Origin of the sequence: Streptomyces sp. NPDC001536 (assembly GCF_042894505.1) — a bacterium.
Lineage (GTDB): Bacteria > Actinomycetota > Actinomycetes > Streptomycetales > Streptomycetaceae > Streptomyces.
Genome location: NZ_JBIAVQ010000012.1, coordinates 103,223 through 128,957, shown reverse-complemented (window position 1 = coordinate 128,957; position 25,735 = coordinate 103,223). Strand labels below are relative to the sequence as shown.

At 70.0% G+C, this 25,735-nt stretch carries 22 protein-coding genes; 9 read left to right on the top strand and 13 right to left on the bottom strand.

Going from position 1 to position 25,735, the window contains the following annotated elements; all coding sequences use genetic code 11:
* Window positions 1-17: 17 nt before the first annotated feature.
* Window positions 18-854, bottom strand: coding sequence for a hypothetical protein (locus tag ACFY0U_RS30100; protein WP_388641158.1), 837 nt, complete (start codon window positions 852-854; stop codon window positions 18-20).
* Between the two features lie 135 nt (window positions 855-989).
* Here ACFY0U_RS30100 and ACFY0U_RS30095 point away from each other — a divergent pair, with 135 nt between their 5' ends.
* From ACFY0U_RS30095 to ACFY0U_RS30080, 4 genes are read left to right on the top strand one after another with little or no spacing between them, the layout of a single operon-like run.
* A complete protein-coding gene (locus ACFY0U_RS30095) occupies window positions 990-1,814 on the top strand; it encodes an SDR family NAD(P)-dependent oxidoreductase (protein ID WP_388641156.1) in 825 nt (274 codons plus the stop codon).
* A 43-nt stretch (window positions 1,815-1,857) separates the two neighbouring features.
* The gene (locus tag ACFY0U_RS30090) at window positions 1,858-3,309 is read left to right on the top strand and encodes an aldehyde dehydrogenase family protein (protein ID WP_388641154.1); all 1,452 of its coding nucleotides are present in this window, start codon (window positions 1,858-1,860) and stop codon (window positions 3,307-3,309) included.
* A gap of 32 nt (window positions 3,310-3,341) precedes the next feature.
* Window positions 3,342-4,133 carry an HpcH/HpaI aldolase/citrate lyase family protein gene (locus tag ACFY0U_RS30085; RefSeq protein ID WP_388641152.1) on the top strand — a complete coding sequence of 264 codons (792 nt, stop codon included), beginning with the start codon at window positions 3,342-3,344 and terminating at the stop codon, window positions 4,131-4,133.
* A gap of 45 nt (window positions 4,134-4,178) precedes the next feature.
* Window positions 4,179-5,183 carry a ketopantoate reductase family protein gene (locus ACFY0U_RS30080; protein ID WP_388641150.1) on the top strand — a complete coding sequence of 335 codons (1,005 nt, stop codon included), beginning with the start codon at window positions 4,179-4,181 and terminating at the stop codon, window positions 5,181-5,183.
* Window positions 5,184-5,220: 37 nt separating this feature from the next.
* On the opposite strand, the gene ACFY0U_RS30075 is transcribed toward ACFY0U_RS30080, so the two are convergent.
* The 8 genes from ACFY0U_RS30075 to ACFY0U_RS30040 form a co-directional block, all read right to left on the bottom strand.
* Window positions 5,221-6,066, bottom strand: a complete 846-nt coding sequence (locus tag ACFY0U_RS30075) for a hypothetical protein (RefSeq protein ID WP_388641149.1) — start codon at window positions 6,064-6,066, stop codon at window positions 5,221-5,223.
* Window positions 6,067-6,100: 34 nt separating this feature from the next.
* Window positions 6,101-7,534 carry an MFS transporter gene (locus ACFY0U_RS30070; RefSeq protein ID WP_388641147.1) on the bottom strand — a complete coding sequence of 478 codons (1,434 nt, stop codon included), beginning with the start codon at window positions 7,532-7,534 and terminating at the stop codon, window positions 6,101-6,103.
* 244 nt (window positions 7,535-7,778) lie between these two features.
* A complete protein-coding gene (locus ACFY0U_RS30065; protein WP_388641145.1) occupies window positions 7,779-8,648 on the bottom strand; it encodes a helix-turn-helix transcriptional regulator in 870 nt (289 codons plus the stop codon).
* Between the two features lie 78 nt (window positions 8,649-8,726).
* A complete protein-coding gene (locus tag ACFY0U_RS30060; RefSeq protein ID WP_210584642.1) occupies window positions 8,727-9,065 on the bottom strand; it encodes a MoaF N-terminal domain-containing protein in 339 nt (112 codons plus the stop codon).
* Window positions 9,066-9,100: 35 nt separating this feature from the next.
* Window positions 9,101-9,802, bottom strand: coding sequence for a type 1 glutamine amidotransferase domain-containing protein (locus tag ACFY0U_RS30055; protein ID WP_388641143.1), 702 nt, complete (start codon window positions 9,800-9,802; stop codon window positions 9,101-9,103).
* Window positions 9,803-9,831: 29 nt separating this feature from the next.
* Complete coding sequence (locus ACFY0U_RS30050; protein ID WP_351710045.1) at window positions 9,832-10,221, bottom strand: nuclear transport factor 2 family protein; 390 nt, start codon at window positions 10,219-10,221, stop codon at window positions 9,832-9,834.
* 46 nt (window positions 10,222-10,267) lie between these two features.
* Window positions 10,268-10,867, bottom strand: coding sequence for a flavodoxin family protein (locus ACFY0U_RS30045; RefSeq protein ID WP_367324557.1), 600 nt, complete (start codon window positions 10,865-10,867; stop codon window positions 10,268-10,270).
* A gap of 120 nt (window positions 10,868-10,987) precedes the next feature.
* Window positions 10,988-11,845, bottom strand: a complete 858-nt coding sequence (locus ACFY0U_RS30040) for a helix-turn-helix domain-containing protein (RefSeq protein WP_388641140.1) — start codon at window positions 11,843-11,845, stop codon at window positions 10,988-10,990.
* 232 nt (window positions 11,846-12,077) lie between these two features.
* On the opposite strand from ACFY0U_RS30040, the gene ACFY0U_RS30035 reads away from it, so the two are divergent.
* The 4 genes from ACFY0U_RS30035 to ACFY0U_RS30020 all read left to right on the top strand — a co-directional run bounded on the left by ACFY0U_RS30035 (window position 12,078) and on the right by ACFY0U_RS30020 (window position 16,130).
* The gene (locus ACFY0U_RS30035; RefSeq protein ID WP_388641139.1) at window positions 12,078-13,094 is read left to right on the top strand and encodes a zinc-dependent alcohol dehydrogenase family protein; all 1,017 of its coding nucleotides are present in this window, start codon (window positions 12,078-12,080) and stop codon (window positions 13,092-13,094) included.
* Between the two features lie 83 nt (window positions 13,095-13,177).
* Window positions 13,178-13,549 carry a DUF2255 family protein gene (locus tag ACFY0U_RS30030; RefSeq protein ID WP_388641137.1) on the top strand — a complete coding sequence of 124 codons (372 nt, stop codon included), beginning with the start codon at window positions 13,178-13,180 and terminating at the stop codon, window positions 13,547-13,549.
* A gap of 34 nt (window positions 13,550-13,583) precedes the next feature.
* Window positions 13,584-15,170, top strand: coding sequence for a Na+/H+ antiporter (locus tag ACFY0U_RS30025; protein ID WP_388641136.1), 1,587 nt, complete (start codon window positions 13,584-13,586; stop codon window positions 15,168-15,170).
* 24 nt (window positions 15,171-15,194) lie between these two features.
* Entirely contained in the window at window positions 15,195-16,130 is a 936-nt protein-coding gene (locus tag ACFY0U_RS30020; RefSeq protein ID WP_388641134.1) for an NADP-dependent oxidoreductase, read from the top strand.
* A 77-nt stretch (window positions 16,131-16,207) separates the two neighbouring features.
* Here ACFY0U_RS30020 and ACFY0U_RS30015 read toward each other — a convergent pair whose 3' ends face one another.
* The 4 genes from ACFY0U_RS30015 to ACFY0U_RS30000 form a co-directional block, all read right to left on the bottom strand.
* Window positions 16,208-17,251, bottom strand: a complete 1,044-nt coding sequence (locus tag ACFY0U_RS30015; RefSeq protein WP_388641461.1) for a LacI family DNA-binding transcriptional regulator — start codon at window positions 17,249-17,251, stop codon at window positions 16,208-16,210.
* Window positions 17,252-17,425: 174 nt separating this feature from the next.
* Entirely contained in the window at window positions 17,426-19,189 is a 1,764-nt protein-coding gene (locus ACFY0U_RS30010) for a cellulase family glycosylhydrolase (RefSeq protein ID WP_388641132.1), read from the bottom strand.
* Between the two features lie 50 nt (window positions 19,190-19,239).
* Entirely contained in the window at window positions 19,240-20,754 is a 1,515-nt protein-coding gene (locus ACFY0U_RS30005; RefSeq protein WP_388641131.1) for a glycoside hydrolase family 43 protein, read from the bottom strand.
* A gap of 64 nt (window positions 20,755-20,818) precedes the next feature.
* Complete coding sequence (locus tag ACFY0U_RS30000) at window positions 20,819-23,668, bottom strand: glycoside hydrolase family 3 C-terminal domain-containing protein (RefSeq protein ID WP_388641130.1); 2,850 nt, start codon at window positions 23,666-23,668, stop codon at window positions 20,819-20,821.
* Between the two features lie 370 nt (window positions 23,669-24,038).
* Between ACFY0U_RS30000 and ACFY0U_RS29995 the strand changes: the two genes are divergently transcribed.
* Window positions 24,039-25,721 (top strand): Tat pathway signal sequence domain protein, encoded by a 1,683-nt coding sequence (locus ACFY0U_RS29995; protein ID WP_388641128.1) that lies wholly within the window; start codon window positions 24,039-24,041, stop codon window positions 25,719-25,721.
* Window positions 25,722-25,735 lie beyond the last annotated feature (14 nt).

The window sequence follows — 25,735 nt, the reverse complement described above, 5'->3', positions numbered from 1 at the left end:
CAGGGGCCGGTGTCGGCTCAGAACCGGTGCAGCACCGCGCGGAAGAACTCGGTCGGCTCCACGGCCTCGACGGGCACCGGACCCTCGTCGGCCAGGAACTCGTACCCGGTCTCGGGGCCGTACTTCTCGCCGCCCGCCGTCACCCTGCCGCTGATCTGGAAGAGGATCTCGATGGAGGGGAACTGGCCCGCCTGGTACACCGCGCCGGCGTCCAGGCGCAGGAAGCCGATGCGCAGGTCGCGTTCGGTGAAACTGCCCAGCCACTTCTCCCAGACGCCCGCGTCCCCCTTCTGCCAGTCATAGGCCTCCGGGTTCATCGCGATGACGTCGGTGTACCGCGGGGGCGCGAACTCCAGCTTGCCGCCGGTGGCGTGCTCGAAGATCGCCTCCGAGCCGTCCTTGGTACGGGACACCCCGTCGGCGTCGGTGTAGTGGTACAGGCCCTTCTTGAACTCGCCGGTCCTGGCCAGTTCGGCGTTGACCGCCTCGCGCTGCGCGACGCTCAGATAGCCGGCGCCGCTCGCCCCGCCGCACTGGAGGACCATGGTGCGCAGTCCCTCGGGGCGCTCCTGGGGGCCGTAGTGGACGCTCTCGGGGAAGTAGCCGACCCAGCCCTCCTCCAGGACGTCGGTCTCGGTGTAGGGCAGCCGGCCCTGGATGACGTAGCGGATCTGGTCGAAGTTGTGCCGGTGGCGGGGGGTCCGCCAGCCGCCGCCGCCCGTGAGACCCATGTTCAGGTCGTAGTTGTTGGGCGAGCCGTCCTGACCGAACAGCAGGTGCTTCTGGTCGAGCGTTCCCTCACGCATGGTTCCGACCCGCTCGCTGCCGGTGTCGGATGCCTTGCTGACGCGCATCTCCGCTCCTTCACACAATCGATGTCGTCCCGCGGCGGGAGCCTTGACGGGAGTCACTTCCGTTGACGATATCCCATAATGCGGGATAACGTTCAAGCACCCGCTGGATTGAGTACGACGCCGTGAGGATCGACGATGACGACGACACCCCTGACTCACACCCCGTACGACTCCGGAGTACCGGCGTCGGCACGGGACTTCGGCGTCGAGGGGCGGGTCGTCCTCGTCACCGGTGCCGCCCAGGGCATCGGCCGTGAACTGGCCCGCCAGTTCGCCGCGGCCGGAGCCTTCGCCGTGGTGGCGGACCTCAACGTCGACAAGGCGGAAGCGGTCGTGAAGGAGATCCACGACGCCGGCGGGACCGGCCTGGCCGTCGCGGTGGACGTGGCCGACGAGGCGTCCGTCGCGGCGATGGTCGACACCGTCGTCGAGAGGTGGGGCCGGGTCGATGTGCTGATCAACAACGCGTCGATCTTCGCGACCATCAAGAAGGGTCCCTTCGACGAGATCCCCGTGGCGGACTGGGAACAGGTGCTGAAGGTCAACGTCACCGGGACCTACCTGTGCGTGCGGGCCGTGGCCCCTCATATGCGTACGGCGGGCTTCGGCCGCGTCATCAACATCTCGTCCGACTCCGTGTCCCGGGGCACCGTCAACTACCTGCACTACGTCACCTCGAAGTCGGCGCTGATCGGCATGACCAACTCCCTGGCGCGCGAGCTGGGCGGCCACGGGATCACCGTCAACTGCGTACGCCCCGGCATGGTCGCCACCGAGGTCGAGCGCACCGTCAACCCCACCGTCGAGGTCCGTGAGCGTGCGGCGGCACAGCAGTGCATCCCGCGCGGCATGGTCCCCACCGACCTGGTCGGCGTCATGTTCTTCCTGGCCGCACCGGCGTCCGCCTTCGTCACCGGCCAGACGATCGCCTGCGACGGCGGCTACACCCACAGCAGTTGACCCACCCGACAAGCCCCCGCAGTCCGAGGAGACCGAGCCGCCCATGAGGCAGTACCCGCACCTCTACATCGACGGTCGATGGACGGAACCGACCGAGCCCCGCGCAGTGGAGCTCGTCGACCCCACCCGCGAGGAGCCCTTCGCCCGGGTGACTCTGGGGAACGCCGCCGACGCGGACCGCGCGGTCGCCGCGGCCCGAGACGCGTTCGACAGCTTCTCCACCACCTCCCCCGGCGACCGGATCGCGTTGATCGACCGCGTCATCGACGTGTACGAGTCGCACCTCGACGAGTTCTCCGAACTGATCGCGCGCGAGGTCGGCATTCCCGTCGGCAACCGCGCCCAGGTCACCGGCCCGGCCGAGCACATGAGGGTGGCCCGCGACACCCTGCGCGCGTACCCCTTCGAGGCGCGGGTGGGCGGCGCCGTCGTCCGCCGCGAACCGATCGGCGTCTGCGCGCTGGTCTCACCGTGGAACTGGCCGATCCAGACCGGCGTCATCAAGGCCGTCTACGCCCTGGCCGCCGGCTGCACGATGGTCGCCAAGCCCAGCCTCAACTCCGCCGCGAGCGGCGCGCTGCTGGCCCAGGTGCTGCACGAGGCCGAGGTGCCGCCGGGCGTGTTCAACCTGGTCAACGGCACCGGCCGCGAGGTGGGCGACAGGCTGTCCCACCACCCGGACGTGGACATGATCTCCTTCACCGGCTCCACCGCCGCCGGCAAGCTGGTGGGAGCCGCCGCCGCGGGCACCGTGAAACGGGTCTGCCTCGAACTGGGCGGAAAGTCGGCCAACATCGTGCTGCCCGACGCCGACCTCGAACAGGCCGCCCGCTGGAACATCCGGCGCGCCTTCTTCAACGCCGGTCAGTCCTGCCATGCCCCGAGCCGCATGCTGGTGCACGAGAGCCAGGTCGAGCAGGTGGTGCCCTTCCTCGTCGACGAGGCCCGCCGCTTTCGCCTGGGCGACCCGCTGGAGAGTACGACGACCATGGGACCGGTCGTCAGCGCCGCCCAGTTCAAGTCGATCAGGGACCACATCCAGAGCGGTCTCGACGAGGGCGCCCGTCTCGTCACCGGTGGCGTCGAGCGCCCCGACGGTCTCGACCGGGGCTACTTCGTGCAGCCCACGGTGTTCACCGGCGTCACACCCGACATGACCATCGCCCGGGAGGAGATCTTCGGCCCCGTCCTGGCCGTCCTGGCCTACCGCGACGAGGACGACGCCCTGCGCATCGCCAACGACTCGCCCTACGGGCTCGGCGGCTATGTCTTCGGCGGCGACCGCGAGAAGGCCCGGCGTGTGGTGAACGGTTTGCGGGCCGGACGGGTCAGCTACAACGGCGCGGCCACGGACTCGTACACCCCCATGGGCGGCTACAAGCAGTCCGGCATCGGCCGCTCGATGGGCCGGTTCGGTCTTGAGGAGTATCTCGAAGTCAAATCCGTGTACGGGTTCGAGGACGAGGCGCAGGAGTTGCCGACCCTGTTCGGCTGAGCCATCCCGAGTCGGTCAGGAGCCGTCAGAACATGAGCAACGAAGCCACGCGCCTGCTGCGCAACCCCGCCAAGGAGAAGCTCTCCCGGGGCGAGCCGGTGTTCTCCATGACCATCCGTCTGGTGCGGACCGTCGACATCGCCGCCATCGCCCACACCGCGGGATTCGACTCCGTCTACATCGACATGGAGCACAGCAGCTTCCCCCTGGAGGCCGCGGGCCAGATCTGCATGGCCTGCACCTCCCTGGGCGTCACTCCCCTGGTCCGCGTGCCCGGCCCGGACCCGTTCTTCATCGCCAGGGTCATGGACGCCGGCGCCATGGGGATCGTCGTACCCGGTGTGCAGTCCGCCGACGAGGCGCGCGCCGCGGTCCGTGCCGTCAAGCACGCGCCCTTGGGCGAACGTTCCCTGGCAGGCAACGCGCCACAACTGCTCTACCGGTCCCTGTCCGCCGACCAGACCGTCCGTGAACTCGACCAGGCGTCCATGGTCGTGACCCAGATCGAGTCGCAGGCCGGGCTAGACGCGGCGGACGCCATCGCCGCGGTGGACGGCGTGGACATCCTCTTCGTGGGCGCGAGCGACCTCAGCGTCGAACTGGGGGTGCCGGGGCAGGTGGACCATCCCGAGGTGCACAAGGCGTTTCTGCATGTCATCGACGCCTGCCGAACCCACGGGAAGGCCGTGGGCATCGGTGGACTCGGCGGGCGGCCGGACCTGGTCCGGCAGTATCTGGAACTCGGCGCCGGCTATGTCTCCACCGGCAACGACATCTCCTTCCTCAGCGCCGCCGCGGCACAGAAGCGCCGGCAGTTCGACTGACGACTTCGGCCGACCGACCTATATGTCTTGGAACAGGAAGCGCACATGAAGATCTGCGTATACGGCGCCGGAGCCGTGGGCGGGCACATCGCCGGACGCCTCGCCGCGGCACAGGCCGAGGTCTCGGTCGTCGCGCGGGGTGAGCAGCTGGCCGCGATCCGGCGGCAGGGGCTGCGGGTGGAGACCCGGGACGGAGAGCTGCTCTCCCACCCGGCCGCCACCGACCGGCCCGGTGATCTGGAGCCGCAGGACCTCGTCATCGTCGCGGTCAAGGCCCCGGCCCTGCCGGCCATCGCCGAGCAGATCGGTGCCCTGCTCCATGAGGACGGCTCGGCGCTGTTCGTCATGAACGGCATTCCCTGGTGGTACTTCCACGCCCACGGCGGCTCCTTGGACGGCACTCAGCTTCAACGGCTGGATCCCGGGCGGGTGTTGTGGGACCACGTCGGTCCGGAGCGCGCCGTGGGCGCGGTCGCCTACACCGCGTGCAGCGTGATCGCGCCGGGGGTGATCCGTGCCGAGAACCCGCGCAACCGCCTGGTCGTCGGACGCCCCGACGGCCGGCCCGACGCGAGGCTCGACACCCTGGCGTCGCTCCTGAACCCCAGTGGTCTGGAGACGAGCGTCACGCCGAGGATCCGTGACGCGATCTGGGCCAAACTGCTGATGAACCTGATCGGGGGCTCGCTGGCCGTCCTGAGCACCTCGCCCATGAAGGACGTCCTCGACAAACCCGCCATCGCCGGCACCGCGAAGGCGATGGCAGCCGAGGGCGCCGCCATCGCCCGTGCCCTGGGCTGCGACCCGGGCGACCCCTACGAGGGCCTGGGCAAGCTGTCGAAGTCCAGCCACCTCCAGAGCATCGCGCAGGACCTCCAGGCCGGCCGGCCCATGGAGATCGACGCGATGTTCCGCGTCCCCCTCGAACTGGCCGAGCTGATGCAGGTTCCGACGCCCAACCTGGACCTGGTGATCGAGCTGGCCACCCAGCGGGCCCGTGCGGCGGGCCAGTATCGCGACACCAGTGCCGTCGTCGACGTGTCCTGGTGAACGGGCCCGGCCGGAAGCCCGAGGGGCCCGCCCCGGCTCATCCCTGCGGCAGGGCCTTGCCGGAGTGTTCGGAAGCCGGCCGGCGGCGCCGGTGGCGGACGACCAGGACGGAACCGGCCAGCAGTCCGAGGGAGGCAAGAGTCAGCTGGCCGGCGAGGGACGGGCAGTCCGCCGGAATGTCGTAGCCGCCGTCCTCCAGACCCGCCTGACGCTCGAAGTGGTTGAACGCCCCGGGGAAGAACGCCTCGTCGAGGGCGTAGAGCGCGGGGAACGCGGCAGGGCCGGCGGCGAGTGAGAAGGCCGCCCACTGGTCGGCATGGCGGGCCTCGTGCTCCGCCAGGCGGTGCGCGCGGGGCGTTTGCGTCTCCATGCGCTGGTCGGTGAGGAAGACCGTGCCGAACATGGTGCCGGCACGGACGACGCCGTCGTCCAGGACCACGGCGGTCGTTCCGTTGTCGCCCTGGTACACCTCACCGCCCTGGCTCATGCCATAGAGGAGGGCAGCCCCGGACACGGGCGCGTTGACCACCGTTCGAGCGGCTTCCCACAGACCGGCACCCCCGGCGGACGGTGCCGGACCGGTGCGGAACTCGCCGGCGGAGCCGGCCGCCGTGAAGGACAGCGCGCACACCAGTTGCACCACCGTCCCGGCGACGACGACCGCCACCCGCCGCCGGGACGGCACGCGACCGCGCAGCGTTCCCAGGGCGGCGAGGACCAGACCGAGCAGGCCGCCGCAGATCAGACAGGCGGCCCGCCACAGCACCTTGAGGGTGCGGGGGTGTCCCGGCCGTGTGACGGGGGGCGGTCGGTCCGGAGCGGCCGTCTGCCGCGGTGGGGCGAGCGTGGGGGTGGTGGGGCGGGTCAGTGTGGACGTGGCCATGGGGATATCCCGGTGTCGGGGTGGGTGGCTTCGCTCATCGCGCTGCGGCGCGTCGCCGCAGTCGCAGCACCGGGACCAGGTTCAGCAGCAGCCCGATCGCCGCGACGCCGGTGACCAGGTTGAGGCCGGGGCGGTAGGCGGTGAAGTCGGCGCCGCTGTCGCCGGCTTGGGCGATCACGGCGGTGAGGACGGCGAGGACGAGGGCGGCGCCGACCTGGCCGGAGGTCTGCACCAGGCCGGAGGCGAGGCCCTGTTCGGAGTCGTCGATGCCTTCGGTGGCCTGGGCCATGATGGCGCTGTAGCCGAACGCGAAGCCGCCACCGAGGAGCAGCAGGGACGGGAGCATGGCGGTGACGTAGTCGGGTGAGGAGCCGGCCGTCGCCAGGAACCAGACGTAGCCGAGGGTCAGCGAGGTCATCGAGGTGATGATCAGCGGCGCGGTGCCGAAGCGGTTGACGAGCCGGCCGGTGAGGGGTGAACCGACCGCGACGATCAGACCGACCGGCAGCAGCGCGAAGGCCATGCGCAGGGGCGACCAGCCGAGCCCGTCCTGGAGGAACAGCGTCATCATGAACTGGAAGCTGAGGTAGGAGCCCATCAGCGCGACGATGCTGAGGTTGGCGCGGACCGTGGTGGCCTTGCGCAGGATGCCGAAGCGGACCAGCGGGTGCCGGACCCGCTGCTCGATCAGGACGAAGGCGACCAGCAGCAGGGCGGCGACGCCGAAGGCGGCGAGGGTCGCGGCGGAGGTCCAGCCCGTCTGCGGGGCGGTGACCACGGCGTAGACGGCGAGCAGCATGCCCGCGGTGAGGGTGACCGCTCCGGCCGGGTCCTGGCCTCCGGTCTCGGTGCGGCGGTCGCGCGGGATCAGGATCATGCCGACGACCAGTGCGAGCAAGGCGAGCGGGACCGGCATGAGGAAGGTCCAGCGCCAGCCGATCCCGGTGAGCAGACCGCCCAGGATCAGGCCCGAGGAGTAGCCCAGGGCGCCGAAGAGGCTGAAGACCGACAGCGCCCGGTTGCGCTGCGGGCCCTCCGGGAACGTCGTGGTGAGGATCGACAGACCGGCGGGCGCGGTGAAGGCGGCGGCCACGCCCTTGACGAAGCGGGTGGCTATCAGCAGCGAGCCGCTGTCGACGAGCCCGCCGAGCAGTGAGGCGGCGGCGAAGACGGCCAGCGCCACGAGGAAGACGCGGCGGCGTCCGAGCAGGTCGGCGGTGCGTCCGCCGAGCAGCATCAGGCCGCCGTAGCCGAGGACGTAGCCGTTGATGATCCATTGCAGGGAGCCGGTGGCCATGCCGAGGTCGTGGCCGATGGAGGGCAGGGCGACGCCGACCATAGAGACGTCGAGGCCGTCGAGGAACAGCACGAGGCACAGGACGGCCAGGACGGCCCAGAGGCGGGCGGTCCAGCGCGGTTCGGGGGCGGCCGAGGGCAGCGTCCCGGGGCGGGACTGGGTCAAGGACATGGGGAAAGGGGTCTCTTTCCTGGCGGATGCGCAGGCAGGTCGGACGCCTCGGCGCTGAGGGAACCGGTTCTGTCGGTGGGAGGAGGGCCGGACCGGGGGCGGGGACGCGCGGCGCGGTGGGGCCTCGTGACGAGCGTGCCAGGAAAAGCCGTACACGAAAAAGGGAGAGCCTCTTCCTAGGCGCAGGGCGCGTAGGAGGAAAGGCTCCCCCTTTTGAAGGGAATAGCCGGCCGACGAAGGGCGGTCAGGCGGAGCTGTCGCTGGTCGAGTGGCTGGGGTCCGCCGCCCAGGAGGCCAGCATGCGCAGGCTGTCATGCGTCGGGGTGCCGGATTCGGCGGTCCAGACGATGATCGCCAGGTCGGGGTCGGCGGCCCAGGTGACGGCGTTCCAGTCGAGGTGCAGGTCGCCGACGACAGGGTGGCGCAGGTGCTTGGTGCCGGTGTCCCGTACGGCCACGTGATGGGAGCCCCACCACTGGCGGAACTGCTCGTCACGGACCGAGAGCTCGCCCACCAGGGCGGCCAGCTGGGTGTCCCCGGGGTTGTTGGCGTTGTGCATCCGCATCTGGGCGATGGCCAGCCGGGTGACGCCCTCCCAGTCCGCGTACAGCTCGCGCATCGTGGGGTCGGTGATGAGCAGCCTTATGTAGTAGCGCTGCTTCTCGGGGATCTTGCTGAAATCGGTGATCAGGGCGGCGCCCATGGCGTTCCAGGCCACGATCTCGGTGCGCGGACCGATCACGAAGGCGGGGGTGTGCGCCATGTCGTCGAGCATGCGCTGCAGCTGCGGCTGCGCCTTGAGACGCGGCTGCCGGCGCGGCGGGCGGAAGTCGTCCTTGGCCGCCAGCTCGTACAGGTAGGCGCGCTGGTCCTCGTCCAGGCGCAGCACCCTGGCCAGGGACTCCAGCACGGACGGCGACGGCTGGATACGGCCCTGTTCGAGGCGGGCGTAGTAGTCGGTGCTGATGGCCGCCAGGACGGCGACCTCCTCACGGCGCAGGCCCGCGACACGACGCGAGCCGCCGTCGGGCAGACCGACGGCGGCCGGGTCGAGCTCGGCGCGGCGCGCCTTGAGGAATTCCCCCAGATCGTGGCGGTGAGGATCGCGGTTCATGCCCTCACCCTGACATCGGAACGCGGTGTTGTCAGGGGGAGAGATTTGTCCCTGGAAGTCCTCGGCCGCCGTGCCGATTCAGCGGACGCGGCTCCACTTGCCGTGGAGCTGGACGAACTCGCCACCGATGACGGAGCTGGCCATGCAGGTGCCCTCGGTGTAGTCCTCGATGTGGGTGACGTGGTCACCGGCGTCGGGCTCGGTCCAGCGGACGACGAACAGGCCGTCGCGGAGCTGGGTGGTGGTGTACTCCATCGTCTGCTTGCGGCCCTTGATGGCGCCGCCCGTCACCTCGAAGCTGACCTGGGTCGCCGAGTCGAAGGTGATCTCCACCGTGAAGTGGCCGAGCGGGGTGTCGGGGCCGAGGTCCGCGAGCCAAGTCTGGCCGACGCTGGGGAGAGTGGCGTTGCTGTCCATCGGTACTACCTCTTTCTGTCGTACGGGGGGTGTCGTCAGCCGAGGGTCTTGACGACTTCCTGGGCCAGCGGGACGGCCGAGGCCGGGTTCTGGCCGGTGATGAGGTTGCGGTCCACCTCGAGGTGCGGGGCGAAGTTCTCCTCGCCCTTGTGGTAGTCGGCGCCGACGTCCGCGACGAGACGGTCCTCGAGCAGCCACTTCGCCCGGTCGGCGAGGCCGTTCTGGATCTCCTCGGAGTTGGACAGACCGGTCAGGCGGTAGCCGGAGAACGGGGACTTGCCGTCGGCGTCCACGGTGGACAGCAGTGCGGCGGGTCCGTGGCAGACCAGCGTCACGAGCTTGCCGGAGGCGAGCCAGTCGCCGAGCAGCTTGCCGGCCGCGGGGTCGTCGGACAGGTCCTCCATCGGACCCCAGCCGCCGGGGACGAACACGGCGTCGTAGTCGTCGATGTTCACGTCCTCGATGCGGACGGGGTTCGCCAGTTCGGTGGCCTCCTTGAGGGCGGTCCGCATCTGCTGGGCGCCCTCCTCGCCGCCGTTGAAGTCCGGGGTGAGGCTGAGTGCGTCGGGGGTCGGCGGGACGCCGCCCGGGGTGGCCGCGGCGATCTCGTAGCCGGCCGCCTTGAAGACGCCGTACGGGCCGATGGCCTCCTCGGCCCAGAAGCCGGCCGGCTGCTCGAACCCGTCGGCCAGGGTCCAGTGGTCGGCGGCGGTGATGAGGAAGAGGATCTTCGCCATGGGGTGCTCCCTGGAGTGAGTGCGAGCGGTCAGTTGTTCGCGGCCTGCTGGACGACGTGGCTGTCGGCGGCCTGGATCAGGTGCGTGAGCTTGCCGTCGCCGACCGTCCACAGGTGGATGAAGCGGGCGTCCGACTCCTCGCCGGACTTGGACACCGCGTGGTAGTGACCGCGCACGAAGACGTGCTCACCGGCGTCGTAGAACTCCTCGGCCACCGCGCCGAAGGAGGTGAAGCGCGGCGCGAGCCGGCCGAAGAAGTCGCCGCCGGCGCTCGCCCAGGTCTTGTAGACGCCGCCGTAGGGGAAGCCGGGGGTGATGTCCCAGACGATGTCGGGGTCGATGACCTCGGCGACCACGTCCGGGGCCATGCCGGAGTCGTAGAGACGGCGGACGAGAGCGAGGTTCGGGGAGTCGGACACGGTGCTGCTCCTTTTACAGGTCAGGCTGCGGGAGAGTTGTCGGGGTTCAGGCGGCGAGGGCGGCGCGGCCGGCGCGGAAGAACGCGGTCTGCTGCGCGACACGGGCGCCGAGGCCCTCGGCGGTGGCGATGTCCGACTTGTGGACGGCCTCCGGACCAGCATCGGTCGGAGTCTGGGCACCCGCCCCGACGAAGTAGCCCAGACGGTTGATGTCGTTCTCGCTGCCCTCGGTGGAGGCCCAGCCCGGCTGGACGCCGAGGCTGACCCAGTGCATGCCGTGCTGGGCGGCCATGGTGAAGAAGTAGCCCAGGGTCGAGGACTTGTCGCCGTTCTTGGCACCGGAGTTGGTGAAACCGGCGGCGATCTTGTCGACCCAGGTCTGGGTGAACCAGCGCTTGCTGCTCGCCTCGGCGAAGGTGTGGAAGGCGGCGGAGGCGGTGCCCATGTAGGTGGGGGCACCGAAGATGATGGCGTCGGCGGCGTCCAGCTGCGCCCACTGTTCGTCGGTGATCGTGTCCACGGGGATGGAGATCACCTCGGCACCGGCTTCCGCGGCGCCGCGCGCCACGGCCTCGGCTATGACGGCGGTGTGGCCGTAACCGGAATGGAAAGCGACGGCGACAGTGGGGCGGGAGGTGGAGGACATGGGGGTATTGCTCCTTGAAAAGGATTGCGTGAATCGTGCTCTGGAAGCATGGCACGGAATTCAACAGCGATGGTAGGAAGGATTCGTCCCTGGCTTTACGCCGGGAATCACCTGCTGTTTTTACGAATTCATGGCGGGGGCCGCCGCCCAGGAGGAAAGGAAGCGCAGGCCCTCATATGCGCGCGAGCCGGGTTCGGCGCTCCAGACGATCAGCTGCTGGTCGGGGTCGGCCACGCAGGTGAGGGCGTCCCAGGCGAGCGAGAGCCGCCCGGCGACCGGGTGGTCGAACACCTTGGTGCCGCCGGTCCGGGGCACCACCGGGTGGCCTCCCCACCACTGGCGGAACTGGTCGTCCTGCACCGACAGTTCACCGACGAGCTCGGCCAGTCTCCGGTCGCCGGGGCAGACGGCGGCCTGGTGCCGCAGTACGGCCACGGCATTGCGGGCGGAGTCCTCCCAGTCGGCGTACAGCGTCCTCATGGCCGGGGCGGCGAAGAGCTGCCGGACGTAGTTGCGCTGCTGCTGGGGGACCTTCGCGAAATCGGTGCCGAACAGGGCGGCGGCCATCGGGTTCCAGGCCAGGATGTCCAGATGCCGGCCGAGGATCACGCCGGGGGCCACGCTGAGCTCGTTCAGCACGGTGCGCAGCCGGGGGTGCGCCTTCTGGGGGGCTCGCCGCCGCGCGGGTCCGGCTTCCTTTCCGGCCAGCTCGAACAGGTGGTCCCGCTGGTCGTCACTGAGGTGCAGGACCCGGACGAGCTCGGCCAGCACGGATGCGGAGGGGGCTGTACGGCCCTGCTCCAGGCGGGTGTAATAGTCGGTGCTGATGGCGGCCAGCACGGCAACCTCGTCCCGGCGCAGCCCGGCCACGCGCCGCCGCCGGTCGGTTTCGGGCAGCCCGACCGTACGGGGGCTGAGCTCGGCCCGACGGGCCTTCAGGAATTGACCCAGCTCCTTACGGTGCGCGCTGCTGTTCATACTGGCCAGTGTGCGCCGTCCGCCACTCGGCTGGGTAGGACGGTTTTATCCCTGGATACCTCTCTCCTGGGGTGGAATTCTCCTCCGTACGGGTCCTGCGGGCGGTGACAGAGTCGGCGACAATTGTTTTTCACAGGCCGTCGGCGATTCTGTGCACCCTTTTGACCGTCGTCGACGAATCCGGCACGTCCGGATGACACCGCTGCCCGAGAAACGCATCAGGAGAAGAGACATGCGCGCAACCGTGATCCACGCCCCCGGTGACATCCGGGTGGAGGACGCCCCCGAGCCCAAGATCCTCAATCCGACGGACGCGATCATCCGCACGGTCGCCACCTGCGTCTGCGGCTCGGACCTGTGGCCGTACCGCGGCCTGGAACCGGTCGGCGACCCGCACCCGATGGGCCACGAGTACGTCGGCATCGTCGAGGAAGTCGGCAGCGAGGTCGGCAACGTCAAGCCGGGCCAGTTCGTGGTCGGTTCCTTCGCCACCTCCGACAACACCTGCGCGAACTGCCAGAAGGGCTGGCAGTCCTCCTGTCTGAACCGCGAGTTCATGGGCACCTGCCAGGCCGAGTACGTACGCATTCCCAACGCCCACGGCACCCTGGTCGCCACCGACGAGCACCCTTCCGGTGACTTGGTACCGAGCCTGCTGGCCGTGTCCGACGTGATGGGCACCGGCTGGTACGCGGCACTCGCCGCCGAGGTCAAGCCGGGTTCGACGGCCGTTGTGGTCGGTGACGGAGCCGTCGGCCTGTGCGGTGTCATCGCCGCCAAGGAGCTCGGGGCGGAGCGGATCATCGCCATGTCCCGGCACGAGTCCCGGCAGAAGCTCGCCCTGGAGTTCGGCGCCACCGACATCGTCAGCGAGCGCGGCGACGAAGGCATCGCCCGCATCAAGGACCTCACCGGCGGCATCGGTGCCGACTCCGTCCTGGAGTGCGTGGGCACCTCCCAGTCCATGAGCCAGGCCCTGCACTCCGCGCGCCCGGGCGGCAACGTCGGCTTCGTCGGCGTCCCGCACGAGGTGGCCGTCGACGGCCAGGAGCTGTTCTTCTCCCAGGTCGGTCTGCGCGGCGGCCCGGCGCCCGTGCGCCGCTACCTGCCCGACCTGATCGACCGCGTGCTGTCCGGCCACATCAACCCCGGCAAGGTCTTCGACCTCACCCTGCCGCTGGAGCAGGTCGCCGAGGGCTACAAGGCGATGGACGAGCGCCGCGCCATCAAGGCCCTCCTCACGCCCTGACCCGATCGCCTCGTGGGCGTGAGCTGCGCAGGCCGCGCTGACGCCCACGAGGGCCCACCGCACGGTCGCAAGGAGACACGCCCATGACGACCTGGACGAACGACGAACTGACCCGGATCGAGCACGCCGAGGAACTTCAGATGGCCCCCGCGCGCAGTGACGGAACGCCGCGCACACCCGTGCCGATCTGGGTCGTCCGCGACGGCGACGATCTCTACGTCCGCTCCTTCCGCGGCAGCGCCGGCGCCTGGTACCGGGCGGCCCGGGCCAGCCACGAGGGGCGTATCCGCTCCGGCGGCGTCGACAAGGACGTCACCCTCGTCGAGGTCACCGACCCCGGCGTCAACGACCGCATCGACGCCGCGTACCGCACCAAGTACGGCCGCTACGGCGCGAGTTACGTCGATCCGATGGTGGCCTCGCGGGACACGACCCTGAAGCTCGCACCCCGCTGAACAGCGGCTCTTTCACCCCTCCAGGAGAAGTACCTTGCTCGGTCTCGAACTCGTCGTGGTCCTGGGCGTGGCCGTGCTGGTGGGCAACGTCGTGGGCCAGCGCCTGGGCATAGCCCCGCCCGTCGTGCTGCTCGTGACGGGTGTGCTCCTGGGGTTCATCCCGGCGGTACGGGAGGCACAACTGCCCCCGGAGGTCGTGCTGTTGCTCTTCCTGCCGGTGCTGCTGTACTGGGAGAGCCTGACCACCTCCCTGCGGGAGATCCGCACCAACCTGCGCGGCATCCTGCAACTGAGCACCGTGCTCGTCATCCTCACCGCCTGGGCCGTCGCCGCAACGGGACACGCCCTCGGACTGCCCTGGGGGCCGGCCTGGGTGCTCGGCGCGGCCATGGCGCCCACCGACGCGACCGCGGTCGGCGTCCTCGCCCGCGCCCTGCCACGCCGCCAGGTCACCATCCTGCGTGCGGAGAGCCTGATCAACGACGGCACGGCCCTGGTCGTCTACGGCCTCGCCGTCGGCATCACGGTCGGCGAGGAACACCTGAGCATGCCGCACGTCGGCGGGTTGTTCCTGCTCGCGTACGGCGGTGGAGCCCTGGTCGGGGTGGTGGTCGCGTGGGTCAACATGAACCTGCGGCGGCGGCTCAAGGACCCCCTGCTGGGCAACCTCGTCATGATCCTGGCGCCCTTCACCGCGTATCTGCTGGCCGAACTGGTCGAGGCGTCCGGCGTCCTGGCGGTGGTCGTCAGCGGCCTGATCATGTCCCAGGTCGCCCCGCGCATCATCCAGGCCGAACACCGCACGCAGGCACTGGCGTTCTGGCCGCTGGCCACCTTCATCATCAACGGGGCGCTGTTCGTCCTGGTCGGGGTGGAACTCCAGTACGCCGTCCGCGACCTCAACCGTGCCGATCTCCAGGACGCGCTGATCGCGGTCGGTGTGATCTGCGTGGTGCTCGTCGCCGTGCGCTTCGCGTTCCTGTACGCCTCCACCTACCTGGTCCGCGCACTCGACCGCCGCCCCCAGCAACGGTCGCTGCGCGTCGGTCACCGGACCAGGGTGGTCAGCGGACTGGCCGGGTTCCGGGGCGCCGTATCGCTCGCGATGGTGCTCTCGGTGCCGCAGACCCTCGACTCGGGCGAGCCGTTCCCCGACCGCAGCTTCATCGTCTTCGTCACCTCCGGCGTCATCCTCGTGACGCTGGTGGTGCAGGGACTGCTGCTGCCGGTGGCGGTGCGGTGGGCGAAGCTGCCGCCGGACACCTCGGTCGACGAGGAACACGACCTCGCCGAGACCACCGCCATCCAAGAGGCCATCAAGGCGATGCCCCAGCTCTCCGCCGACCTGCGGAGCAATCCGAAGATCGCCGAGTGGCTGCGCCAGGAGTACGAGGCCCACCTGGCATCCGTCCGCGCCAGGAGCGCGGGCGCGCACGACGACCCCGCCGTGCTCCAGCACCAGGACTACCTCGCACTGCGTCTGGCCCTCATCGCCAACAAACGCGCCACCGTCGTCAGACTCCGCGACGAGCGCCGGATCGACGACACCGTACTGCGCCGTCTGCAGGCCGCCCTCGACAGCGAGGAGATGCGCCTGTCCGGAGGCGCGGCGGTCGAATGACCCATCCCTGAGGAAGGACTTTCCATGAAGGCCATAGGACTGACCGAGTTCGGCGGGCCCGAGGTTCTGCGGGTCCTGGACCTTCCGGTCCCCGAGGCCGGGCCGGGCGAGATACGCATACGGGTGAACGCGGCGACGGTCAACCCGGTCGACACGCTGGTACGCCGCGGAATCGCCTTCGTCTCCGACGCCGAACCGCCCTATGTTCCCGGGATGGACGCGGCGGGCGTGGTCGAGCAGATCGGCGCGGGAGTGGACACCGATCTCGCCGTCGGCGACCCGGTCATGGCCGTCGTGGTCGTCTCCGGAACGCACGGAGCGTACGCCGAGCAGCTCGTCGTCCCCGCCGAGTCGGTGGTCCGCGCACCCGCGGGCGCGACCGACGTCGAGGCCGCCACCCTGCCGATGAACGGGCTCACCGCCCGGATGGCACTGGACCTGCTGGAACTTCCCGTAGGCGGCACTGTGGCGGTCACCGGAGCGGCCGGCGCCGTTGGCGGCCTTGCCGTCCAGCTGGCCAAGGCCGACGGGTACCGGGTGATCGCCGACGCGGCGGCCAAGGACGAGCAGCTGGTGAAGGAACTCGGCGCGGACGTCGTACTGCCGCGCGGCACCGCATTCGCGGACCTGGTACGCACGGAGGTGCCCGAGGGCGTCGACGGACTCGTCGACACCGCGGGCATCGCCGCTCAGGCCGTCCGCGCCGTGCGCGACGGCGGCCGGGTGGCCTCGTCGGTCGGCGGCACCCAGGTGCCCGCCGAGCGCGGCATCGAGACCCGGTTCACGTTCGTGCCGCAGTACGCACGCGAGCACGCCAAGCTCGACCGCCTGCGCGAACTGGCGGAGAAGGGCGGCCTCACCGCTCGGGTCGCGCGGACGCTGCCGGCCGAACAGGCCGTCGAAGCCCACCGGTTGCTGGAGGCGGGCGGCCTCCGGGGACGGGTGGTGCTCACCTTCTGACGTCCCGGTTTGCCGTGAAGCTCATGTCGTTCTGAAGGCGTGTGGCCCGCAGGCCGCATCAGCGGCCTCAGCGCAGGTCAGACCTTCTTCCGCTGCTTCGCGGGCCTGGCCGTGCTGCCGCGCACGGTGAGCGTGGTGGCGATCTCCACGCCGATCTGTGCCGGCTTCTCGCCGCGGCCGAGGGAGAGCGCGAGTTCCGTGGCGGCCGCCGCCATCTCCGTCAGCGGTTGGTGAACCGTCGTCAGCGGCGGGTCCACCCAGGCCACGACGGGCAGGTCGTCGAAGCCCACGACGCTCAAGTCGTCGGGAATGGTGAGCCCCAGTTCGCGGGCCGCCTGGTAGACGCCCAGTGCCTGGAGGTCGTTCGCGGCGAAGACGGCGGTGGGCCGGTCGCTCCGCCTCAACAGCTCACGCGCGGCTTCGGCGCCGCCCTCCCTGGTCAGCTGTGCGCTGACCACCAGGCCGGGATCGGCGGGCAGGCCCGCTGCCTCCAGGGCGGATGTGTAGCCGGCCTGCCGCGCACGGAAGCAGGAGACGTCCCGGGGCCCGCCGATCATCGCGATGCGGCCGTGCCCGAGCTCGATCAGGTGCCGAGTGGCCGACTGGCCACCGCGCCAGTTGGTGGCGCCGACGAAGGGCACGTCGTCGGGGGGCTCCTCCGTCGGGTCGAAGACGACGAACGGGATGCCCTTGGCGCTGAGTTGTTCGCGTTCCTCGTCGGACAGCTGGGCCACGGACAGCACGCAGTGCGGTCGGCGGCCCACCATGTCCTCCACGGTCCGGGTGGGCGCGTCGTGCAGCCCGAACTCCGAGACCATCACGCCCACTCGGTTCTTGCTGGCCACTCGCTCGACGCCACGGATGATCTCGACCGCCCAGAGGCTCTTCAGTTCGCGGAACACCAGCTCCATGGTGGTGTTGCGGCTGCCCGGCGGCTTCTTGTAGCCGTGACGGTTGATCAGTTCCTCGACGCGGGCGCGGGTGTTGCTGGAGACGCCCGACCTGCCGTTGAGCACCTTCGAGACGGTGGGGATGGAGACTCCGGCCGTCTCGGCGATGTACGCGATGGTGACCGGCCCCCGCGGTTCGTCCGGGAGACCTTGCGTGTGTTCCGCCGACACGTCCGCCCCGTTGTCCGCCACGCTCGCCCACCCTCGCTGCCACAGCACTTTATGTTGTCGTGGTTCCCCGGCTCATTGTGGCACTTCAGGCAGGCGAGCGACGGCCTCACGTGTTTCTCGCACTTCTTCCGCAGCTCTTTGTGTTTCGCGGTCGACCCGGCCGCGGACGGCGGGTCAGGTGCTGGATCCGGTCACTGTGCTGCCGGAGCGGGTGACGTGGTACGTCACGGTGGTGCCGCTCCAGAAGTGGAAGGTGAGGGTGACCGGGGCGCCGTCGGTGAGGCTGCCCAGGAAGGCGGCGGTGAGGTCGATCGCCCCGCCGGGGTAGTCCGGGGAGAACGTCGTGTTGAACTGCTGGTAGGAGGTCCAGGTGGCGGTGCCGGCGTTGGATCCGTCCGCGTACTTCGCCTCCATGGTGGCCAGTTGGTCACCTCGGAAGTTCGTCGAGATGACCAGGCCGCTGCTCGTCCCGGACGCGTTCGAGAGCACGGGGGCGTCGTTCGTGCGGATGTGGACGGGCCAGGCCAGACCGCTGCCGAAGCGGAACTGAATGGTCGAGTTCAGTCCGTAGGCGCGGTCACCTGCGAGGCGGGTGAGAGCGGCGGCGGTGAGCGTGACCCGGTCGCCGGAGACGGTGTAGTCGCGGCCCTGGGTGAGCTTCCGGTTGCCCTGCCACACCCCGCGGAAGGACGTTCCGTTCAGGTTCAGGGTGAGCGTCTGCGCGCCGATGGTCCCCGACTTGGGCAGGTACACGGTGTCGCTGGAGGCGGTCCCGGAACGCGTGGTCCAGGCGGACCTGATCCGGTTGATCAGCTCGGGGTCACGCCACTGGAGGGTCTCCCTGTTGAGGTAGTTGAAGGCGTCCCACAGCGCGGTGGTGACCCCGTTGACCCGGGCCTCGTGACCGAGTTGTTCGAAGTACTTGAACCCCTCACCGCGCTCGATCATGGCCGGGTGGTTGAAGTCCGGGTAGTTGAGGAGACCGAACTCCCCCAGGTACACCGGGATGCCCTTGGCGACGAAGATGTCGTGCATCCCCGTGAAGGCCCGCGTCATGTCCTGCTGTGAGGTGGCGTCGTAGCGGGTGTAGCCGGCGATGTTGACGCTGAAGGGCCAGAAACCGTAGTAGTGCACGGTCGCGGCGATGTTGTCGTCGTTGAGGGAGGCCATCTCGTCGGAGAGGGCCTCCATCAGCGACTGGCTGGGCGTGCAGTACACGGTGGGCAGGAGCAGCAGTCTGTCGGTGTTGCCGCCGCCGGAGGCGCGGACGATGCGGTGGAAGGAGGTGTTGAGTTCGTTCAGCAGCTCCTGCTCCTGGGCGTCGGTGGCGTTGTTGAACTGCGGCTCGTTGACGCTCTCGAACAGCAGGAGGCGCGGCTCGTCCTTGAAGGCCTCGGCGATCTGAGTCCAGGTGGCGTTGAACCGGGCCAGCACTCCGTCGTGGTCGGAGGGCATGTCGGCGATCCACGTCCACGAGTCGTGGTGGAGGTTGAGGTCCACGTAGAGGCCGTCGGCGATGGCCCAGTCGACGACCTGCTTGACACGGTTCATGAAGGCGGGATCGATGGTGTACGGCGCCGTCGTCGACTGGTGGCTGCCCCAGGTGACGGGGAGCCGGACACTGCGGAAGCCCTGGGCCTTGACGGTGTCGAGCAGGGCCTTGGTGATCGGCGGGTTGCCCCACGACGTCTCGTCCGGGATGGCGTCCAGGGTGTTGCCGAGGTTCCAGCTGGGCTGCATGGCCTTGACGACGGCCATGCGGTCGGAGGGCACGGCGGGCGCCTTGGGCGCTTGCGGGGCGGCGAAGGCCGCGCCGCCCCAGGCGAGTTGGGTCACCGCCACGAGCGCGAGAAACAGGCCGACGACACGGCGGAGAGGTCTGGGCCTTCGGTGGCCGTTCTCATGCCCATGCCTCGTGAGGCGTGGTGTCCGGTGCATGGTGAGATCCCTTCTGTGCGGGTGGGTGTCGCAGTGCTGAGGACTCCTCGTCAGCGGGAGCCGGGGGCGTAGTCGAACCAGTCGAAGTGCACGGCGCCGTCGGCGGCGTACAGCCCGACGACCCGGCCGGTGAAGCCTCCGGCGACCTCGGTCGAGAGGTAGCGGCCGTCCAGCGAGGCCACGTCCTTCGTCGCCCCGTCGGGTGTCTCGACGCCGAAGACCAGGGAGTCGGGGCCGGTGCGCGAGTCATGCGGCTCGGGTGCCCCGCCGGTGCGCACGGTGAGCACCACGGGGCCTGATGGCAGCGGAAGTTGCGCCACCACGGACCGCAGCGACCCGACGCGGGCGATCACCCGGACCGTGCCCTCGGACGTGGCCTCGATGGCGTAGTGGTGCCGCTCGTCCAGGCGGACGGCCAGGCCCCCGGTGCCCTCGGAGCAATCGACGAGGGTCCGCGCCTCGAAGTCGAGGTGCTGCTGGCGCCGTCCGAGGAAGATGGCGTCGGGCTCGTCCAGGGAGGTCCCGCGAGCACGCAGGGTGAGATGACCGGGGCGCTCCTTGGTGGAGTAGTGCTCGGCCGGGCGGTCGTGCAGTGAGATCCAGGAGGGCAGCAGCTCGTTCGCGTCGAAGTCGTCGCGCTCGTCCGGCACTGCGGTCGGCACCAACGGCCAGGGCATCTGTGGGAGTTCGGGGTTGACCTCGCCGACGACGGGCCAGCCGTCGACCCAGTCCACGGGGGCCAGGAAGGTCTCCCGGCCCAGGATGTGCCAGCCGGGGGTGCCGCCCTGCGGGCGGACGCCCAGCAGCACCATCCACCAGGAGCCGTCCACGGCCTGGACGAGATCGGCGTGGCCGGTGTTCTGGATGGGCCGGGTGGTGCTGCGGTGGGTCAGGATCGGGTTGGCCGGGCAGGGCTCGAACGGGCCGTTGGGGGACGTACCGCGGGCGATGGAGACACCGTGGCCGCGCTCGGTGCCGCCCTCGGCGATCATCAGGTACCAGTGGTCGCCGATCCGGTACAGGTGCGGGGCTTCCGGGGCGGCGGCACCCGGGGTGCCGGACCACACCGGCCGCGGCTCACCGAAGGTCTCGCCCGTGCTCGGGTCGATACGGACCTGGGCGACCCCCGAGATGGTGCACCAGCAGTTCCCTTCCTCGTCCCAGGCCAGGTCGGGGTCGATGCCAGGGACGCCCGGCAGGCGGACCGGGTCGGTCCAGGGGCCGGCGGGGTCGGTGGCGCTGACCACGAGGTTGCCCTCGCCCGGGGCGACATTGGTGACGATCAGCCAGAACCGTCCGTCGTGATGGCGCAGGGTGGGTGCGTAGAGACCGCCGGAGGAGGGGGTCTCCCTCGGCAGTCGGAGCTGGCTCGGCCGGTCCAGGACGTTGCCTATCTGGGTCCAGTGCACCAGGTCCCGACTGTGGAAGAGCGGGATGCCGGGGAAGTACTCGAAACTCGAACAGGTGAGGTAGTAGTCCTCGCCGACACGGCAGACGCTGGGGTCGGGGTGGAAACCCGGGATCACCGGGTTGGTGGCAGATGCCGTCACGTTCTCGTCGTACACCTCGACAGGTCCCTTCGGTTCTTGGTCTGTGGTTCGGTGGATCCGTACGGCCGGTCAGGGCGGTTCACGGTGCGAACGTCAGCGTGCGCAGCCGCTGTTCGCCGGTGAGGACGATCCGCAGGTCGTGTACGCCGTCCAGTTGTCCGGCCAGCGGGGCGGTGACGGTGGTCCAGGCGTAGCGGTCGCCGGTGACGGGCACCTCCAGGGCCGCCAACCTCCGCTCCCCCGCGTGGAGTTCGAGTACGGCGGCGGCCCCCTCCCCCGTCCGGGACACCTCGACCGCGAGCCGGCCCGCGCCGCTCAGGTCCACCTGGTGGAAGAGCAGCGTCGCGGTCTTGTCGGCCGGGGTCACCGCGTCACCGTCCTCGCGGGTGGCGTCGACCAGGGCGAGGTCCTCGTAGTCGTCGAAGTCGACCGCGCGCAGCGGGCCTTCGAGCGCAGTGCGCGGCCGCGGGGCGGGGCCGGTGACGGTCAGCTGCGCGGTCAGGGCGGGAGCCGCCGCCGAGCGGGCGAGCACCAGTTCGTAGCGGCCGGGGTCCACGGTGAAGGCGCCGGTGACCACGTCCCAGTGGGACAGCGCCTCGCCGACCGGTAGCCGGAACTCCAACTCCGCTGTCTGGCCCGCCGCCAGGCGCGCCTTGCGGAAGGCGACGAGTTTCAGCCGCGGAGCCTGGTAGCGGGCGTCCAGGGCGCGGGCGTAGAGCTGCACGGTCTCCGTGCCCGCGCGCGGTCCGGCGTTGCGCAGCGAGACCCGGACCCGGATCTCGCCCTCCTGGCCCAACCCTTCCTGGTCCACGGCGAGTCGCGTGTACTCGAAGCGGGTGTAGGAGAGGCCGTGGCCGAAGGCGTAGAGCGGGGCGGTCTGGTGGTACTGGTACGTCCAGCCGGCCTTGATGATGTCGTAGTCGAGGCGGCCGGGCAGCTCGTCGTCGCCCCGGTACCAGGTCTGCGGGAGGCGGCCGGCCGGGTCGGCCTCGCCGCGCAGCACTTGGGCGAGGGCCCGGCCGGTCTCCTGGCCGGCGTGCGAGATCCACAGCATCGCGGGCAGGTGCTCGTCGGCCCAGTCCAGCGCGTAGGGGTAGCTGGACATGACGACCAGGACGGTCTCGCCGTGGACCGCGGCGATCTCGCGCAGCAGCCGGTCCTGCTGGGGCGGCAGCCGCAGACCGGCCCGGTCCGTGGTCTCCTTGCCGTTGATGTGCGGGTCGTTGCCGACCACCACGACGACGGTGTCGGCGCTCCGCGCGGCCGCGACGGCATCGGCGACGCCGTCGCGCACCACGGTCCGGGTGAACCGGACGGCCTGCTCCGGGGTGTCGGCGGTCATGGTGAGAACGCCGGTGTCCGGATCGGCCTGGGCATAACGGCTGTTGCAGATGTTGAAGAGCAACTCCCCTCCGTTCTCGGCCGGTTCGAGGCGGAAGGTTTCGTGGACCTCCCACTCACCGGGCTGGTCCCGGTCGGCGGTGACCTGCTGGTCCGCGTCGCGCAGCGAGGCGTAGCGGCCGGTGGCGGCGGAGCGAAGGGTGAGCACCCCCAGGTCCCAGTCGAAGAGGTCCCACTGGGCGGCGGGGTCGGTGTCCTGGGCGTCCGTCAGGGCCAGCCGGCCTTCCGGGGCTACGGCGGTGAGGGCGCGGCCGTCGGCGGTGCGCAGCACGATCCGGTCGACGCCCTCGACGCCCTCGACGCCGAGGCCGTCGGCGACGGTGATCCGGTACGGGTGGCTGCCGCTGTACCAGTCCTCGAACAGGGTGCGGGCGAGCGGTCCGACCACGGCCACTCGTCGGTCGGCGGCGAGCGGCAGCACGCCGGTGTTCTTGAGCAGGACGACCGACTCGGTGGCCGCGCGCAGTGCGAGCGCCTGGTGGGCCGGGGAGTTGACGACGTTCCAGCCGATGCCCGCGTACGGGTCCTGCTCGGGGTCGAACTCGCCCAGCCGGAAACGTATCGACAGCTGACGGCTCACGGCCCGGTCCACGTCGGCCATCGACAGCAGGCCGCGCTCCAAGGCGGCGCTGATCCGGCCGAAGGTGGTGGCGCTGTCCTCGAAGTGGTCGGTGAAGCTGTCGATGCCGGCCTTCAGCGCGGCGGCGTGCGACTCGGCGTGGTCGTCGAAGTAGTGCTCGGGGTCCACCAGGTTCGACGGGGCGTCGGCGTCGCTGACCACGAAGAGTTCGTGGCCGGTGGGCTTCGCCCACTGCCGCAGCTGCTGCTCCAGGAGCGGACTGACGTGGCAGGGACGGCCGTTGACGAGGTTGTAGGCCGCCATCACGCCGGTGGCCGCGCCGGTGGCGATGGCGAGCCGGAAGGCGGCGAGGTCGTACTCGTGCAGGACCCGGGGCCGCAGGCCGGAGGAGGTGGTGCAGCGGTCGTCCTCGTTGTTGTAGGCGAGGAAGTGCTTGAGGACCGGCGCGGTGCGCAGGTGGTCCGGGTCGTCGCCGGACATGCCGCGGCAGAAGGCGGCGCCGAGCCGGGCGGAGATGAGGGCGTCCTCGGAGTAGCCCTCCTCGTTGCGGCCCCAGCGCGGGTCGCGCAGCAGGTTCACCACGGGGGCCCAGCCCTGGAGGCTGTTGCGGCCGGTGCCGACGGCCGGGGGACGGTGGTGGTGGAAGGCGCGCTGCTCGACGGAGACCGCCTCGGCGACCTCACGGACCAGGTCCTCGTCCCAGGTCGCTCCCAGGCCGACGGCCTGCGGGAAGGTGGTGGCCTCGCCGAGCCAGGCGACGCCGTGCAGGGTCTCGGTGCCGGTGCGGAACTCGGCGATGCCCAGGCGGGGGACGGCGGGCGCGTACTGGTGCAGCATCGCGACGCGTTCCTCCGGCGTGAGCCGGTGGAGCAGGTCTTCGACGCGTTCAGCCAGCGGGCGCCCCGGGTCACGGAAGGGCAGCGTGGCGGAGACGGCAGCGGTACTCACAGGTGAGGTCCCTTGCGGAGTGCGACGACGGGGGTGGACGGCACCGTACGGCCGGGTCGCAGGGCCTCGATGCCGCGTTGAAGCGCTTCGACGCTGGCATGGGGTACTCAAGACGTCAAGAGAAAGTTTCCAAGAAACTTCAGTTTCTAAAAGAGCGATCCGGTTTCCTGTAGGGCCCTTGCCTGACGCTCCAGGGCGCGTCTAACCTCTCGGCGATGTCGAAGCGCTTCGACAGGCGGGTAACTCTCCGCGCCGCTTTTCGATGTCCTCGAAGCCGCTCACGCCTACCGCACCCGAGGTCAGGCGGCCACTGCGCAGCCCTCTCGCACGACGTTCGTCACAGAACCTCAGAGCCGAAGGACCGCCCACCATGAGCATCGCAATCAATCGCCGAGCCTTCGTGAACGGCGCCGCAGCCGTCGCCGGGGCCGCCGCCCTGTCCCCCTTGCTGTCCGCGTGCGGAAGCGGCTCCGCCGGCTCGAAGGGGGGAACCAACTCCAAGTCGGGACTTGCCGCCGCGCTTCCCCGCTACCAGCCCAGCACCTCGGTGAAGCCGGACATCCCGTCGGTCACCGGACCCGACGGAGCGTTCACCAGCCCGGGGTTCCTGTCCTACCCGGCCCACCCCGTCACCACGGTTCAGGGAATCCCCGGCAAGGGCGGCAGCTACACCGCGGTGACACCGATCTGGGGGACCCTGCCCCCGCCGGACAACTCCTACTACCGGGCCATGAACAAGGCCCTCGGCATCGACCTGACGATGAAGCCGGCCAACGGCAACGACTACGCGACCATCGTCCCGACGATGACCGCGTCCAAGAAGCTCCCGGACTGGGTCCAGCTGCCGTCCTGGTGGAACGCCACCTTCAACGTCAGCGCGCTGGCGGGCACCCAACTGGCGGACCTCACCCCGTACTTGTCCGGCGACAAGATCAAGAAGTACCCGAACCTGGCCGCGATCCCCACCGGCGCCTGGCAGGGCGCCGCCTGGGAGGACAAGATCTACGGGATCCCCTCCTTCGCCGGCGGTATGGCCGTGGCGGGGGCCGTCTACTTCCGCGCGGACGTCCTGGGGGCCCGGGGCATCACCTCGGACCAGGTCCGGTCCGCCGACGACCTGTGGAACCTGGGCAAGGAGCTGACCGACGCCAAGCGCGGCGTGTGGGCCTTCGACGACGTGTGGACCTACCTGTACCAGGCGTGGGGAGTCCCCTACAAGTTCACCATCAGGAAGGGAAAACTCGTCCACAAGTACGAGATGCCCGAGTTCCTGGAGGCCCTGAACTGGCACTACCGGCTCGCCAAGGCCGGCTACGTCCACCCGGACGCGCGAGCGGGCGACACCAACAACGCCCTGTCCCGGTTCTACGCCGGAAAGTCCCTGATCGAAGGCGGCGGCACCGGCGCGTGGAACCTGGCGGACCACCAGTCCGGCGTCGCCGCGAACAAGAACTACCGCCGTGCGGCCTTCGACATCATCTCCGCCGACGGCAGGTCAAAGCCCCAGACCTTCCTCGGCCCCTCCACCAGCATCATGAGCTACCTCAACGCCAAGCTGAAGGGCGAGCAGATCGAGGAGCTGCTGGCGGTCGCCAACTACCTTGCCGCGCCCTTCGGTTCAGCCGAGTACACACAGATCGTCTACGGCGTCGAGGGTGTCCACTACACGAGGGTGAACGGCATTCCCACCTACACCGACGAGGGCAAGAAGACCGCACAGCAGCAGACGTTCAACTTCCTGGCATCCGCCCCGCAGGTCGTCAGCAACCCGGGCGCCAACTCGGTGACCGAGGACTACACCGCCTGGCAGGCCCGGACCGTGAAGTACGTCTACAAACCGGTGTTCTGGAACATGAACATCACCGTGCCCAAGCGCTTCGCCACCGCCGACACCGCACAGGCCGTCGAGGACGCGATCAAGGACTGCTACCACGGCATCAGGAAAGTCTCGGACGTCCAGGCCACCATCGCGTCCTGGAAGTCCAGCGGCGGCGACCGGCTGACCGACTGGTACCAGACCGCCGTACTGGAGAAGAACGGCAGCGGCCAGTAGCAGACGACGGAGTG

What these genes read in the sequence shown, in the direction of transcription:
- ACFY0U_RS29995 (WP_388641128.1), top strand. Translation starts at nt 24,039, where the DNA reads ATGAGCATCGCAATCAATCGCCGAGCCTTCGTGAACGGCGCCGCAGCC.
- ACFY0U_RS30060 (WP_210584642.1), bottom strand. Translation starts at nt 9,065, where the DNA reads ATGGACAGCAACGCCACTCTCCCCAGCGTCGGCCAGACTTGGCTCGCG.
- ACFY0U_RS30040 (WP_388641140.1), bottom strand. Translation starts at nt 11,845, where the DNA reads ATGAACAGCAGCGCGCACCGTAAGGAGCTGGGTCAATTCCTGAAGGCC.
- ACFY0U_RS30100 (WP_388641158.1), bottom strand. Translation starts at nt 854, where the DNA reads ATGCGCGTCAGCAAGGCATCCGACACCGGCAGCGAGCGGGTCGGAACC.
- ACFY0U_RS30010 (WP_388641132.1), bottom strand. Translation starts at nt 19,189, where the DNA reads ATGCACCGGACACCACGCCTCACGAGGCATGGGCATGAGAACGGCCAC.
- ACFY0U_RS30030 (WP_388641137.1), top strand. Translation starts at nt 13,178, where the DNA reads ATGACGACCTGGACGAACGACGAACTGACCCGGATCGAGCACGCCGAG.
- ACFY0U_RS30055 (WP_388641143.1), bottom strand. Translation starts at nt 9,802, where the DNA reads ATGGCGAAGATCCTCTTCCTCATCACCGCCGCCGACCACTGGACCCTG.
- ACFY0U_RS30085 (WP_388641152.1), top strand. Translation starts at nt 3,342, where the DNA reads ATGAGCAACGAAGCCACGCGCCTGCTGCGCAACCCCGCCAAGGAGAAG.
- ACFY0U_RS30035 (WP_388641139.1), top strand. Translation starts at nt 12,078, where the DNA reads ATGCGCGCAACCGTGATCCACGCCCCCGGTGACATCCGGGTGGAGGAC.
- ACFY0U_RS30090 (WP_388641154.1), top strand. Translation starts at nt 1,858, where the DNA reads ATGAGGCAGTACCCGCACCTCTACATCGACGGTCGATGGACGGAACCG.
- ACFY0U_RS30075 (WP_388641149.1), bottom strand. Translation starts at nt 6,066, where the DNA reads ATGGCCACGTCCACACTGACCCGCCCCACCACCCCCACGCTCGCCCCA.
- ACFY0U_RS30095 (WP_388641156.1), top strand. Translation starts at nt 990, where the DNA reads ATGACGACGACACCCCTGACTCACACCCCGTACGACTCCGGAGTACCG.
- ACFY0U_RS30065 (WP_388641145.1), bottom strand. Translation starts at nt 8,648, where the DNA reads ATGAACCGCGATCCTCACCGCCACGATCTGGGGGAATTCCTCAAGGCG.
- ACFY0U_RS30070 (WP_388641147.1), bottom strand. Translation starts at nt 7,534, where the DNA reads ATGTCCTTGACCCAGTCCCGCCCCGGGACGCTGCCCTCGGCCGCCCCC.
- ACFY0U_RS30020 (WP_388641134.1), top strand. Translation starts at nt 15,195, where the DNA reads ATGAAGGCCATAGGACTGACCGAGTTCGGCGGGCCCGAGGTTCTGCGG.
- ACFY0U_RS30080 (WP_388641150.1), top strand. Translation starts at nt 4,179, where the DNA reads ATGAAGATCTGCGTATACGGCGCCGGAGCCGTGGGCGGGCACATCGCC.
- ACFY0U_RS30045 (WP_367324557.1), bottom strand. Translation starts at nt 10,867, where the DNA reads ATGTCCTCCACCTCCCGCCCCACTGTCGCCGTCGCTTTCCATTCCGGT.